Annotated in this window: 13 protein-coding genes; 11 read left to right on the top strand and 2 right to left on the bottom strand. The window is 62.6% G+C overall.

What is annotated here, in order from left to right; translation table 11 throughout:
* Window positions 1–13 precede the first annotated feature (13 nt).
* Together IB234_RS14960 and tagH are read right to left on the bottom strand one after the other, a co-directional pair.
* Window positions 14–832, bottom strand: coding sequence for a PP2C family protein-serine/threonine phosphatase (locus tag IB234_RS14960; RefSeq protein ID WP_192319211.1), 819 nt, complete (start codon window positions 830–832; stop codon window positions 14–16).
* The gene (gene tagH / locus IB234_RS14955) at window positions 829–2,325 is read right to left on the bottom strand and encodes a type VI secretion system-associated FHA domain protein TagH (protein ID WP_192319208.1); all 1,497 of its coding nucleotides are present in this window, start codon (window positions 2,323–2,325) and stop codon (window positions 829–831) included. Before tagH ends, IB234_RS14960 begins: the two co-directional genes overlap by 4 nt.
* Before the next feature lie 77 nt (window positions 2,326–2,402).
* On the opposite strand from tagH, the gene IB234_RS14950 reads away from it, so the two are divergent.
* From IB234_RS14950 to IB234_RS14900, 11 genes are all read left to right on the top strand, one after another.
* A complete protein-coding gene (locus IB234_RS14950) occupies window positions 2,403–4,775 on the top strand; it encodes a serine/threonine-protein kinase (RefSeq protein ID WP_192319205.1) in 2,373 nt (790 codons plus the stop codon).
* Between the two features lie 35 nt (window positions 4,776–4,810).
* Window positions 4,811–5,248 (top strand): TssQ family T6SS-associated lipoprotein, encoded by a 438-nt coding sequence (locus tag IB234_RS14945; protein ID WP_192319202.1) that lies wholly within the window; start codon window positions 4,811–4,813, stop codon window positions 5,246–5,248.
* A gap of 15 nt (window positions 5,249–5,263) precedes the next feature.
* Window positions 5,264–6,259: an ImpA family type VI secretion system protein gene (locus tag IB234_RS14940; RefSeq protein ID WP_192319198.1), complete on the top strand. Its 996-nt coding sequence runs from the start codon at window positions 5,264–5,266 to the stop codon at window positions 6,257–6,259.
* A gap of 41 nt (window positions 6,260–6,300) precedes the next feature.
* Window positions 6,301–6,849, top strand: a complete 549-nt coding sequence (gene tssB, locus IB234_RS14935; protein WP_192319195.1) for a type VI secretion system contractile sheath small subunit — start codon at window positions 6,301–6,303, stop codon at window positions 6,847–6,849.
* A 17-nt stretch (window positions 6,850–6,866) separates the two neighbouring features.
* Window positions 6,867–8,360: a type VI secretion system contractile sheath large subunit gene (gene tssC, locus IB234_RS14930; RefSeq protein WP_192319192.1), complete on the top strand. Its 1,494-nt coding sequence runs from the start codon at window positions 6,867–6,869 to the stop codon at window positions 8,358–8,360.
* Window positions 8,361–8,542: 182 nt separating this feature from the next.
* Window positions 8,543–9,028, top strand: coding sequence for an Hcp family type VI secretion system effector (locus IB234_RS14925; protein ID WP_192319189.1), 486 nt, complete (start codon window positions 8,543–8,545; stop codon window positions 9,026–9,028).
* 361 nt (window positions 9,029–9,389) lie between these two features.
* Window positions 9,390–10,064, top strand: a complete 675-nt coding sequence (locus tag IB234_RS14920) for a type VI secretion system accessory protein TagJ (protein ID WP_192319186.1) — start codon at window positions 9,390–9,392, stop codon at window positions 10,062–10,064.
* A 29-nt stretch (window positions 10,065–10,093) separates the two neighbouring features.
* Entirely contained in the window at window positions 10,094–10,573 is a 480-nt protein-coding gene (tssE, locus tag IB234_RS14915) for a type VI secretion system baseplate subunit TssE (protein WP_225580623.1), read from the top strand.
* A 1-nt stretch (window position 10,574) separates the two neighbouring features.
* A complete protein-coding gene (tssF, locus tag IB234_RS14910) occupies window positions 10,575–12,443 on the top strand; it encodes a type VI secretion system baseplate subunit TssF (protein WP_192319179.1) in 1,869 nt (622 codons plus the stop codon).
* Complete coding sequence (gene tssG, locus IB234_RS14905) at window positions 12,440–13,489, top strand: type VI secretion system baseplate subunit TssG (RefSeq protein WP_192319176.1); 1,050 nt, start codon at window positions 12,440–12,442, stop codon at window positions 13,487–13,489. The genes tssF and tssG overlap by 4 nt, the downstream gene beginning before the upstream one ends.
* Before the next feature lies 1 nt (window position 13,490).
* Window positions 13,491–14,282, top strand: coding sequence for a hypothetical protein (locus IB234_RS14900; RefSeq protein ID WP_192319173.1), 792 nt, complete (start codon window positions 13,491–13,493; stop codon window positions 14,280–14,282).
* Window position 14,283 lies beyond the last annotated feature (1 nt).

Raw genomic sequence — 14,283 nt, 5'->3', positions numbered from 1 at the left:
GCAGTGACTTGTTTCAGAACTCGCGCATGACCGGGACATGCACATCCCAGCGCACGGTGATCTCGTTGGGGTTGCCGATCCACACCGCCAGCGCGCTGTAGTTGTCCTGGTCCGGCGAGCCCTGATCGACGATCAGCTTCTCCATCCGCACCAGCCACTCCTCCGCCGCGTTGGCGTGAAGCAGGGCCTCGCTCATCTCGTATTCGCGCACCGCTTCCCAGAAGCCGTCGGTGCAGATCAGGAAGGCGTCCCCCTCCTCTACCTCGAACGGCGTGTCGAGCGCCTGGGCCGGCAGCTCGTCGCCCACTCCCAGCGCGGCGAACAGCAGGTTACGCTCGGCGTGCCCGCGGACCATGTCCTCCTGCAGCACGCCGGCGTCGACGAAGCTCTGCACGACGCTGTGGTCCTTGGTCAGCTGCCGGCAGCCCCGACGCCGAAACAGGTACAGCCGGGTGTCGCCGACATGGACCCACTGGGCCTGACGCGCCGCCTCGTCGAAAAACAGCGAAGTGACGGTGGCGCTCATGCGCCGCAGCGGGCTGGACAGGCCCTGTCCGTAACGGATGGCGGAGTCGGCCTGGGCCACCAGCCGCTCAATGCTGTCCCGCGTCAGCGAGGGCGCCGAGGAATAGGCGCTGAGCATGGTGCGCACCGCCGTTTCCGACGCCACCTCGCCGCCACCATGGCCGCCCGCACCATCGCACACCACGAAGCAGGCGCCGTTGGCTGAGGTCCAGTAGCCGCAGGCATCCTCGTTCTGCTCCCTGCATCCCAGCCGGGACAGGGTGGCGAACTCCACGCGAGGACCGCCGGCGGCCACGTAGACGGTCATTGTCCCCTCCCCGCGTAGATCTGCTCGATCTCCTGTTCGTAGGCACGGGCGAAGGCGTTCTCCAGCAGGGTTTCCAGCTCCTCGCGGGCGGCGCCGGCGATCTCGGCGAAGTCGGCGGCGTACAACAACCAGAGCCGCGAGCGGCGCAACGCCGGCAGCATGGACTCCAGCGCGGAAGGCTCGCTGCAGCGGCGCTCGATACGCTCGGGACTGAAACGCCCCACCAGTTCGTACATGGCGCTGCGGGAGCCGGCCAGCAGCGCCACCTGGTGGGCGGCCAGGTCGTCGAAGGCATCCTCGATCGCCCGCTGCGGCGCCATGAAACCGGGGAAGCGGGTACCCAGCAGATGGACGATCGCAGACTGCCCGTCGGGAGAGAACTTCAGCGGGTTGTTGCCCTGGGTGGCGATGATGGTGACGCCCGCGCGCATCTCGTGCTTGGCGGCGGAGCGGGCGTGGATGAGGCGCACCGTGCCGGCGGTCATCTCGGAAAAGAGCCGGCCCAGGTTTTCCATGAACTCGGTGGAGACCGCGGGCAGCGACGAGGGGGCAACGCCACAGCCCCTGGCGAAGGCGGCGCGCAGATCATCGTGGCCCGCTTCGGCAGTAGGCTCGGCCGGGCGCTCGACGGGGCGCTGCTTCACGAGTTGTACGGGGGTGCTTTTCTCGGGCTCGACCGGTGCCGGTTGCTCGACCACGGGCCCGGGCTTCGGCGGCTCACTGGCGACGGGCTCGACGACGAGTGGCGGGGCAGCCGGGCTGGGTACGGGCTGTTGTTTGGCAACGGGAACAACCACGGACGGTGCATGGAACAGTGCATCGACTTCCAGGCCGTGGTCGAGCGCCAGGCTGCCTTCGACCAGAGCCACCTCACCGACCTGCCCGCCAAGCAGCGCCAGCGGGTCGACGTTGCGCGAGGTGTCGAGCATCGGCGCCTGCAGTTTCGGACTGGCCAGCGGATCGTCGATGGTGATCTCGCCGCGCAGCGGCAGCTCCGCGATCATCGACGGCGCGTCGGCGACGACGAAATCGGCCAGGGACAATTCTTCGGTGACATGGCTGCGCTCGTCCGGCCGCTGGGGCACGGCGAACACGTCGAAATCGGCGGGAATGGTCGCCCTGGCGACGGGCTCGGCGACGGGAGCAGCGGCAGCCACTTCGGCCACGCCACGCAGGCCCAGCACATAGCGGCCGAACACCGCTCGCCCACTGCTGCGCATGACTGAGGACTCGCCGGGACCGATGCTGACACCGTCGATCAGGATGGCGCTGCTGGAGCTGACATTGGCCACACGCACCGCGTCGGCACCGGCCGGCGTCAGTTTCGCCTGGAAGCGGGAAACGAGACGTTCCGGGTCCTGCAGGACCAAGTGATTGTCTGAACTGCGTCCTACGGTCAGCTCACCAGCTGCCGTCATGCATCCACTCAACTCGGATGCCAGCGGCTTTCCGTCGTACGAAAGAACGACCAGTTCGATCCCTGAACGGGGCATCTGCTACCTCCCTGTAGCATCACTTGCTCAACGGTAAGGCACCTGCAATTGCGCGTCCTACATGCGCGACACACCAGATGCTTCCCACGTTCCGCCAGCATCATCCTGAATGCCTCAGGCGGAACATCGTTGTTTGCGGCGCTGACGATAACGTCTATCCGGCTTGGTTAAAACGGCTTAAAACGAGAACCCACGCGCAAACCGAGCAACGCATTTTCAATTACAGTCCGCGGCAGTTTTTCATCTGCATCAGACGAGAAGCATTCGGCATGGACGCCACAGCAAGTACCTACACCGCCCAAGATCCGTCTCGGCTCCGGCAAGATGCCCGGCCGGCCGGCGCACTTCCTCCGGGCACCCAACTGCACGAGTTCGTGCTGGACTCCACTCTCGGCGAGGGTGGTTTCAGCATTGTCTATGCAGCACGCGACACCCGCCTGCATCGCGACGTAGCCATCAAGGAATACATGCCGACGGCCTTCGCCAGCCGTAGCGATCAGGACAGAATCGAAGTCCGTTCGGAGCGCCATCGCTCGGCATTCGATACAGGCATGCACAGCTTCATTGATGAAGCACGACTGCTGGCCAGATTCAAACATCCGGCTCTGGTCGAGGTGCTGCGCTTCTGGGAAGGCAATGGCACCGCCTACATGGCGATGCCCCGCTACAGCGGCCAGACGCTGCGACAGTTGCTGCGAACTCACGGAAGCTCGTGCGACGAAATCTGGCTGCACAGCATCATCGGGCCCATTCTCGGTGTCCTGGAAATGCTCCATTCCCACGACATCTTTCATCGCGACATTGCCCCCGACAACATCATCATCCAGAGCGATGGTGCTCCCGTCTTGCTCGATCTCGGGTCGGCCCGCCTCGTGCTCAACGACGCCTGCCAGGCACCGACGGTCATCGTCAAACCGGGTTATGCCCCCATTGAGCAATACGCCGAAGATCTTTCCACGCCTCAGGGACCATGGACGGATATCTATGCGCTGGGCGCGGTCCTGCACCTGGCAGTAACCGGCAAGGCGCCACCCGCCTCGGTCTCGCGGCTGATGAAAGACAACCTGGAGCCGCTGTCCGGTCGAAATCTGCCGGGCTTTTCCGAGACCTTCCTCCGTACCGTCGATCACTGCCTGGCACTGCAGCCGGGCGAGCGTCCGCAGTCCATCGCTCTGCTGCGCGAGCTGCTGGGCATCGATGGAACAGTGCAGCCCCACCCGCTTTCCGATGCACCGACGACCACAGGCTTGCGCCCAACCATCTCGGTCGACGACGCGAAGACCATCATCCTCTCTAGCGAGCAGATGGCCGACCTGATGGTCCAGGCCACCGGGGCACAGGCCAAACCGAAACTGCCTGACCCATTCCAGCTGCCCGCCGCTACCGCGCAAAAGAACACCGACGAAACCAGCTTCCCGGAGATGAAGGAACTGCTCAACGGCGATGCGAAGCGCAGCGCCGGCAAGGTCGCCGTACCCTCCGTCTCGCACGCGACTACCTCACCCTCGCCGGCCCGCGCGGATCCCGTCGTCGGATCGCGCGCACCGCTGATTGGTCTCTCGGTTGCAGCCTGCCTGCTGATCGCCGGCACAGTCGGCTGGGGGCTCTGGGGCCAGCGTGGCGACTCGGATGCAGATCCCTCTCTGGTCCAAGCAACGCCTGCGTCCGAGCCAGCCCCTAGAGCAGATATCGTGAAGTCGTCCGCCCCTCTGCCTGTCGAGGCGGCACCAGCCGCGAGCGAACCCATCTTCATGCCGGCGCCAGCCTCCGCCAGCGAACAGCTGGCGCCGGTGCAGGTGATCGCACCGACGCCGATCCCTATACCCACCGCGGAGCCACTCCCGGAGCCGCTACCGGTACCCGAGCCGACGCCAACACCGCAGATCGCCATGGAAACCCGCCCCACCACCGCGAGCACAAATGAGGTGGCTCCGCCTCCGGCGCCCGCCCCTCAACGCCGGCCACAGGTCGTCGATACCGGCACAGTGCAGATCCATGTGCAACCGTGGGGTGAAGTCTGGGTCGATGGCAAGAACCACGGGGTCAGCCCACCAATGAAGAAGCTCGACCTGCCAGTCGGCGAATACCGTATCGAGTTGCGTCGCCCGAATCAGCCCGCCCTGGTCCACAACGTTGTAGTCGAAAAGGGCACCACCATTACCCTCAACCAGAACGTCCAGACCGGCACCAGAGCCGTGCGCAAGCCTGCCGCCGTCAAACCGGCCACATCCGAGACAGCTGGCAAGGGCACCCTGGCGCTACGCATCCAGCCTTGGGGCGAGATATGGGTCGACGGAGTCAAGCACGGGGTCAGCCCTCCCCTGCGGGAAATCCAGCTGCCCGCCGGTGTGCGCTCCGTCGAGATCCGCAATCCCAGCTTCCCCGGCCAGAGCCACAAACTCGACATACCCGCCAACCGACGGGTGACATTACGGCACAGCTTTCAGTGAGCCCGCTTTCCCATGAGTCGTGAAATCGAATGAAGATGATCCGTATCACCACCGCCTCAATCCTGATGGCTATTCTCGCCTCCACCCTGGCTGGATGCGCCAAGGAAAAGCCACTTCCGCCACCGCCGCCGACAGCGGAGGAAATTGCGGCCCAGCAGCGCGAGGAGCGAGGCAAGCGGAGCCTCATGGAGGGCATCCGCCTATACCAGGGCGGCAACTACTTCCTAGCCGAGAACAGGTTTCTCGCCCCTGAAATCTGGGAGGCCAGCACCGGCACTCAACTCCAGGCCCTCAAGTATCTGGCGTTCGGCTACTGCGTCACCGAGCGCTATGCGCAATGTCGATACGCATTCGAGCGGGCCCTGCAGATCGACCCGTCGTTCAAGCTGGATAGCGCCGAGGACGGCCACCCTCAGTGGGGTCCTGTATTCGCAAGGGCAAGCGAACGCCCAACCAAGCCTTCCACCCACTGATAGCTGGGCGCGCTCATGAATCTCGATATCGACACGCTTTTGGCGTCTGTCACGGCCGAGCTACCAGGCGGTAGCGCCCTCGATTACGACGCCGACTTCCTCGAGCTCGAGCGAGAGATGCGGGGCGTACCCGAACAGCAGTACGGCGAGACGCTGGTTCGAGCCCAAGACCCCAATTGGCCGGCAGTGCTGCAGATGGCCAGAGCACTGCTGGTCAGAAGCAAAGACTTCCGGCTCGCCGTCGTCATCACCAGAGCGCTCGCGCGCCTGCATGGCCCCCGTGGGATAGAGGAAGGCCTGACACTCGTCATAGCGATGACACGTCGCTACTGGCACGACGGACACCCAACGCTGCTCGACGACGGAGAGGAGGACTTGCTACCCCGCAGCAACGCACTGGCTGATCTCGCGGCTATGCGCGGGTTGCCCGATGACCTGCGGTGCGCCGAGGTCAGCAGCCGACAGCTGGGTAAGCTGCCCCTGGGCACCCTAGAACGCATCGCGCAGTCGCGAGGCGACGCCGGGAGCGAGCCACTGCAACGTGAGCAGTTGCCCCGCTTCCTGCGAGACGAGCTGGAGTCTGGAAATCAGGATCTGCTGGCGCTACCTCGCGTACGGGAGCGCATTCATGAGCTGCGCGATCTTCTTCTACCATCGCTGGGCGTCGAACACACACCGGACTTCACCGGAATCATCGGTCTCATCGATCTCATCACACCCACGGGCTCGGGCTGCGAACACCCGGGACAGCCGGAGGCACCACCAGCACCGGCAAGCCTGACTACAGACGGCCCAGGCACATCCAAGGCCAACAGCCGGAGCGATGCCATCGCCATGTTGGATGAGGTCTGCGAGTACCTGGAGCGCAGCGAGCCCGCCAACCCAGCCCCGCTGCTCATTCGCAGGGCTCGCAAGATGATCGGCCAGGACTTCCTCGCCATTCTTCGGGACCTGGCTCCGGCCGGGGTACAGCAAGCAGAAACTATTGCAGGCCTGACCAGGCAGGAATAACTACCGCACCACCGAGCCCGTTGTTTCATGGAGAGAAACAGATGAATAACCCGCGCCACGAGACGGTTAATCGAAAGAGCAGCCAGAAGTTCATTGCACGTAACCGCGCTCCACGCGTGCAGATCGAATACGACGTCGAGCTGTACGGTTCGGAAAAGAAGATCCAGTTGCCCTTCGTGATGGGCGTGATGGCGGATCTGGCAGGCAAGCCGAAGGAAGCCCTTCCAGCCGTGGCCGACCGCAAGTTCCTCGAAATCGATATCGACAACTTCGACGAACGCATGAAGTCGCTGCAGCCTCGGGTCGCGTTCGTTGTGCCCAATACCCTGACCGGAGACGGCAACATCGCCATCGATATCACGTTCGACAGCATGGACGACTTTTCCCCTGGGGCGATCGCGAGAAAAGTGGGCGCGCTTTCCCAACTGCTCGATGCACGTACTCAACTGAACAACCTGCTGACCTACATGGACGGCAAGACCGGCGCCGAGGAGCTGATCGGAAAGGTTCTACAGAACCCCGCGTTGCTGAACTCCCTGGCTGCCGCTCCACGCGTTGAAGCGACCGCGCAAGAAAGCAGCGACGACTGATCAAGGAAGATCCCGACATGACAGCCATTCAAGCCAGCAACCTGCAACTGGAAACACTGAGCGGGGGAGATTTTTCCGCGCTGCTGCAGAAAGAATTCAAACCCAAGACCGACGAAGCACGAGAGGCAGTTCAAAGCGCAGTGCGCACGCTCGCCGAGCAGGCCCTGGTCAACGCCACGACCCTGAGCAACGACGCCTACAAGGCCATCGAGGCAATCATCGCGGAGATCGACCGCAAACTATCCGAACAGATCAACGCGATCATCCACCAGCCCGAATTCCAGCAGATCGAAAGTGCATGGAGAGGGCTTCATCATCTGGTGAACAACACCGAAGTCGACGAGATGTTGAAGATCAGGGTGCTCCCCATTTCCAAGAAGGAGTTGCATCGAACTCTGCGGCGCCACAAGGGGATCGGTTGGGACCAGAGCCCCATCTTCAAGAAGGTTTACGAGCAGGAATACGATCAGTTCGGTGGCACACCCTATGGCTGCATAGTCGGTGATTACTTCTTCGACCACTCCCCGCCAGACGTGGAGCTGCTCAATGAGATGTCCAAGGTGGCGGCCGCCTCGCACTGTCCCTTCATCGCGGGCGCCGCACCTTCGGTCATGCAGATGGAGTCGTGGCAGGAACTCGCCAACCCACGGGATCTGACGAAGATCTTCGAGAACACCGAGTACACCGGTTGGCGCAGCATGCGCGCCTCGGAGGATTCTCGCTATATCGGACTCGCCATGCCGAGATTTCTGGCTCGCCTCCCCTACGGTGTGCGCACAAACCCGGTGGACGAGTTCGACTTCGAGGAAGATACCGATGGTTCCAATCACAGTGGCTACTGCTGGGCCAACTCGGCCTATGCGATGGCTGTGAACATCAACCGCTCATTCAAATACTTCGGTTGGTGTACATCGATTCGAGGCGTCGAATCCGGCGGTGCGGTCGACGACCTGCCGACCCACACCTTCCCTTCGGACGATGGGGGTGTCGACATGAAATGCCCGACGGAAATCGCCATCTCCGATCGGAGAGAGGCAGAACTCGCCAAGAATGGGTTCATGCCGCTCATCCACCGCAAGAACTCCGACATGGCAGCCTTTATCGGCGCCCAGTCCCTGCAGAAGCCGACCGAGTACTACGATCCGGATGCCACTGCCAATGCCAACCTGGCGGCGCGACTACCCTATCTGTTCGCCTGCTGCCGGTTTGCCCACTACCTCAAGTGCATCGTCCGCGACAAGATCGGCTCGTTCCGCGAACGCGAAGACATGCAGCGCTGGCTCAACGACTGGATCATGAACTACGTCGACGGCGACCCCTCGAACTCATCCCAGGAAACCAAGGCGCGCAAGCCCCTGGCAGCGGCCGAGGTAAAGGTCGAGGAAGTGGCGGACAACCCCGGCTACTACACCTCCAAGTTCTTCCTGCGACCACACTACCAGCTGGAAGGACTGACAGTCTCTCTTCGCCTGGTTTCGAAGCTTCCTTCGGTGAAGAACGCCACCAGTTGAACACCACCCAGAGAGCCGTAGCCAAGCGAATTGGCCGTTAAAGGATCTCAGCAACCACCGTATCTAGACGATCCGATACTTCAACTCAACAGAGGCAGGACAAACAAAGAAATCAGCACGCCATCCAGAGTATCCGGCCGGGTGATCGGCCGACTAAAAAACCATTTCATAAGGGAATAGAAATGTCTTCACTTCAGGATTTTTTCATCAAGATCGACGGCATTCCGGGCGAGTCCAAAGACTCCAAGCACTCGGGGCAGATCGACGTACTTCAATGGGGCTACTCGGTCAGCCAGACTTCCACGTCCCACACCGGCGGCGGCTCCGGTGCTGGCAAAGCCAACTTCGGCGAACTGCACTTCACCCACTACGTGGACAAGGCAACCCCGAACCTCATGAAGTACTGCGCCAGCGGCAAGCATATTGCCAGTGTCGAAGTGTCGTGCTGCAAAGTGGGTGACGGCTCGCAGGAGTACATGAAAATAACGTTGAACGAAGTTCTGATCACCCACGTGAGTCCGATGGGCTCGACCAGTGACCCACGAGTGACCGAATCGGTCGGCATGTCCTATGGCAAGGTCAAGGTCGAGGTGAAAGAGCAGAACACCGACGGCTCGATGGGCGCCACGGTTACTGGCACCTGGGATGTCAAACAGAACAAGGAATGACCTGCATAGGCTGAGAATGTCATTCAGCAGCCTTGGGAAAACTCCGTAAACGTTCTTCAAGGGTTGCCGAGGAGCACCATGGCCCTCGGCAACCCCTCTCGGCCCCATAAGTCACAAGACATCTCGCTCGATAAACCCACAGCCCGATATCTACCGGAGCTCTAACTCCGTGTATTCGACCAGGAAGGATCAGTAGATCCTGCAGTAGCACCGTACTTGCCAAGGATAGGCATCGATGAACCCGGCCAGCGCTCCATCCCTGTTTCAAACCTCATTGAACGAGCAGGTCGCCTACCTGCTTCAGAGTATTAGGCACGCTCCGACAGACTCCAGATTGCGTATCCACTACGCGCAGCTATGCATGGTGAAAGGTGACTGGGAGCGCGCAGCCGCTCAGTTGCAGACGATCGCCCAGATCGATGCCAAATGCCGTCTGATGTCTCACACCTATCAAGACGCCATACGGTGCGAGCGTACCCGGGAGCAGGTGTTCGCTGGCCAGCTGGAGGCCAAGCCCCTGGGCCAGCCTAGGGGCTGGCTGGCTTCCCTGGCCCGGTCACTGGCATGCCGAGCCCAAGGTGACTCGACGCAGGCCCTGGAGCTGCACACGCGGGCGTTTGAGGAAGCCGGCGAGACGCCGTTCCTCATCGACGGCACTCAGGTCGAGTGGATCGCCGACGGTGACTCCAGACTCGGACCGGTCTGCGAGCTCTTCCTCGACGGCCAATACTGCTGGTTACCGTTCGAGAACATCCAGCGCCTGGAGATCGACGCCCCCAGCGACCTCAGCGACCTGGTCTGGATTCCCGCGCGGGTAACATTGAACAGTGGCGACCCGCACTCCGTGCTGCTGCCGGCGCGCTACCCATTCAGCCATTCGGAGCAGGACGCCCTCGCGCTGGGTACGCTGACGGAGTGGCGGCCCCTCAGTGACACTCTGTGGACCGGCACCGGGCAGCGCATGCTGATCAGCCCTGCCGGAGAGCATCCGCTGCTCGAGATTCGCCAGCTATTGTCGTTGGCCACTCAGCCATGAGTGCTGCTAGCGAGCACAGCAACCGGCTGATGCCTTCACTGCTGGATCGACTGACCGACCACGCCCCACAGCGTGGTAGCGAAGCCCCTCACGAACGGCTCACCAGTTCTTCCTATCTCCGCGAAAGCGTCCTTCGCGACCTTTCCTGGCTGCTCAACACCGTGAATGCAGAATCGACGACAAGCTTCGAAGGCAGCCCGCTCGCCCAGATGTCGGTAGTCAATTTCGGCATTCCAGCGCTGTCCGGCCGCCAGTTGGCTGCGGCCGACTGGAAGGATGTAGAGACCACGCTGCATACAGCAATCACCACGTTCGAACCGCGAATACTGCCGGACTCGCTCGAGGTACGCGTATTGCCTGCAGCCCAGGGGCTGGCCTCGCGCAACCGTCTGTCCCTAGAGATACGCGGTCAACTCCGCTCTCAGCCCTACCCTCTTGAACTGCTGCTGCGGTCCAGCATCGATCTGGAGTGCGGCCTGGTATCCCTGGAAAACGTCGGGAGGTCATGAGATGGACCCCAGGCTGCTGAACTACTACAACGACGAGCTGGCCTACCTGCGAGAGCTGGGCGCGGAGTTCGCCAAGCAGTATCCCAAGGTCGCCGCCCGACTGGGTATGTGCGGCACGGAAGTAACAGACCCCTATGTCGAGCGCCTGCTGGAAGGCTTCTGCTTTCTGACCGCACGCATCCACCTGAAGATGGATGCGGAATTCCCCCGATTCTCTCAACGCCTGCTGGAGGTTGTTTATCCGAACTACCTGTCGCCGACGCCGGCGATGTGCATCGTCCAGTTCACACCTGGCGAGATGGGTGGCAACCACGAGAACGGCTTCGTTGTCGCTCGGGGTACCCGACTCAAAGAGCCCCTGCGGGCCGAGCGCCGGACCCAGTGCGAGTTTCGCACCGCCCATACCGTCGAGCTCTGGCCGCTGACCTTGGCATCCGCCCGCTTCGAGGGCGCGCCCGCCGACGTCCGCCTGGCGCGACTCCAGCTGGACCGACCGATCAGATCAACCCTGCATCTGCGTCTCGACTTCACCAGTGCTCATGGCGGTCAGGCGCCTGGGCTCGATCGTCTGTCCCTGCACCTGCGCAATAGTGGACAGCTAGCCTCTCACCTCTATGAGCTGCTCTGCGGCCATACCCTTGGCATAGCGGTTCGCCCTACCGATTCCGGTGAATGGACCCTGCTGCCAGCAAGCTCACTACAGCCCGAGGGGCTATCCGAAGACGAATCACTGCTGCCCTACTCCCCTCGCGGCTTTCAGGGCTACCGGCTGTTGCACGAATACTTCGCGATGCCTGCGCGCTATCACTTCATCGCCATCGACGGACTCGCCAAGGCACTCGCAGGGAGTCGCGACGCCAGCGGCTTCGAGATTCTGATCCTCCTTGACCGCAATGCCAGCGAGTACGAAACGCTGATCGGCCCCGAACACTTCGCCCTGTTCTGCACCCCAGCAGTCAACCTGATCGACATGCGCTCCGACCGGGTTCCGGTCGCGGGCAATCGCCACGAGTTCCATGTGGTACCGGATCGCGCCCGCCCCATGGACTACGAGGTCTACAGCGTTGCCCTCGCCGAGGGCTTCGGTCAGGACAATACCGTGGAGGCCGAATTCCGCCCGTTCTACACGTGCGTCGCTCAGGACCGAGGCGAGCATGGCAGCTATTTCTCCGTACGCCGCGAACCGCGGCGCCCCTCCGACAGCTCACGTCGTCACGGAGCTCGTACCACCTACATCGGCTCGGAGGTGTTTCTCAGCCTGGTCGATCGTAAGGAAGCCCCCTATTCGGGCACGCTCCGCCAACTGGGAGTGGAGATGACAGTCAGCAATCGCGATCTGCCCATGCTGATGTCGATCGGCAGCAACCAGGATCTGATTCCTCTCGGCTCATTGCCAGTCTCCGCCGTGCGCATCATCGAAGGGCCGACCAAGCCACAGCCGGCAGCGCCAGAAGGTGAGCTGACCTGGCGCCTGATCAGCCAACTGGGGCTCGGCTACCAGACGCTGACCGACCTGACACCCGAACAGGGGGCCGAAGCGTTGCGCGAGTTGCTGACTCTCTATGCCGCGCTGGGGGACGCAGCCGTAGCCCGACAGGCTCGGGGGCTGCTCGGCGCCAGCCTGAAGCCGGTGACCAGGAGGCTGCCAGGGTATGGCCCGCTGACCTTCGGTCGGGGTGTCGCCATCGACCTGACCGTCGATGAAACGCAGTTCGCGGGTGGCAGCGCCTATCTGTTCGGGACCGTGATGGAGCGCTTCCTCGCCCGCCATGTAGGCCTCAACACCTTTATCGAGGTCAGCCTGAGCAGCGCTCAGCGAGGCCGCATCGGTCAATGGGCGCCTCGCTTCGGCACGAGGCCCACAGTATGACGAACTTTTGGCAACACCTCTCCGAGCATCCCTATCACTTCGATCTGTTCGCCACGCTAAGACGCATCGAATCGCTGTCCCCCCATGCACCACGCCTGGGTCACTCGCAGCGGCCCCAGCAGGACCCCCTGCGACTGGGACAGACGCCTTCCACGGCCTTTGCGCCCTCGACCCTGGCCGAGCTGGATGAAAGGCAAGAAACAGCCAAGCTGCGCATCTTCAGCTTCGGCCTGTTCGGGCCCAATGGCCCCCTGCCGCTAGCCCTCACCGAATATGCCATGGAGCGCGCCAACCACCACGGCGATGAGACCATGACGGCATTCGCCGACATCTTTCATCATCGGTTGATCCAGCTGTTCTATCGCGCCTGGGCCTCGGCTCAATCCACGGTGAGCCTGGACCGCCCCCAAGAAGACAGTTTCACCCGCCATGTAGCCAGCCTCGTCCAACAGGGCTTCGAGTCCCAACGCGAGCGCGACTCGATCCCCGACCATGCGCGCTGGGCCCATGCGGGTCATCTGGTCCGCCAGGTACGCAATGCGGAAGGGCTGGAGCGGATTCTGGGGAACTTCTTCCAGACGCCGGCACGCGTCGAGGAGTTTGTCAGGCATTGGTTGCCTCTGCCGAAGGAACAGCGCACCCGACTCGGAGCAGTCCGCAATGCAAGGCTGGGAGTCGATGCTGTAGCCGGCCAGGCCGTGCCGGATCGGCAGCATCGTATCCGCATCCGCCTGGGGCCGATGAGGCTGGAGGGATACGAAAGCCTGCTACCCACCGGCCGTAGCCACCGACAACTGCTCGACTGGCCCCGCAGCTACATGGGCATCGAGTACGCCTGGGACGTACGTCTGGTCCTGCATTCAGCCGAGGTGCCGCAGGTGTCACTCGGTGGCAGCACCCGCCTGGGATGGACGAGCTGGCTCGGCCTGGGAGACCCAGCGAGAGATCGCGACGACCTCATTCTCGATCCCGAGCGCCTCGCCGCTTCCCCATACCCTCCACGCCGAACGGCGTGCCACCCATCATCCGAATCAACGAGGCATTAGCATGACCCCCTTCAACTCTCTGCATCGCCATCTGCTCTGCGCAGTACTGATCGGTTTCACATTACCAAGCCATGCCAGCGTAGAGGCGGACATGGCATTCGCCCTGGACAGTATCTGGCACATGGAGCGCCCTTCCGTGTCCCTGGCAGGTGAATCGTTCGCGAGCAAGACCTCCAAAGCAGGCACGTCGTACCGAGCGAAATCGAACAACTCGCCGGCCTACCTGATGACGGGCGAGGAGTCGGCCAGCATCGAGTTCGGACGCAAGCGCTTTTCCGCTACGGAAAGCCCGTGGGGGAGCTTCCCAAGGCTGGACATGGAGCATGCTCGCTTGCTGGAACTGAGCACACCGAAGAAGCGCTACGTCGCGCTCGTGGGGCCCGGTAAAGGTCTCTTCTCGGTCGGCGACTGGCAGCGTTACGGCTTCATGCATGTCGTGGACATCACCGCTCGCCACGCTCCGGTGTACTACCCGCTGTTCTCCGATGCGTATCTGGGCGAACGAGTTCTGGGACGGCTGCCGGGCTCTCCAGTACTTAATTTCGCTCGCCTGGTCCCTGCGAGCTGGGCCACTCGAGCCGAACCAAGCGCCTATGAAGTCTCGCTCTACGCCCTCGGCGCCAAAGGCCCTGAGCGCGTTATCAAAGAGGGGCGCCCCCTGGCCTATGTGCTGAAACGCCAGGCCGGACGCTGGAGTATCGAGCGCACCGACGTAACACCAGCTACCGAACTTCTGGACTTGAACAAGCGCGCGTTCACGGCCCCGAACCTTCCCGCCGTTTCGGTCCGATGAG

Origin of the sequence: Pseudomonas sp. PDM16, from assembly GCF_014851865.1 — a bacterium.
Taxonomy (GTDB): Bacteria; Pseudomonadota; Gammaproteobacteria; order Pseudomonadales; family Pseudomonadaceae; genus Aquipseudomonas.
This window is presented reverse-complemented; position numbering and strand designations above follow the sequence as displayed.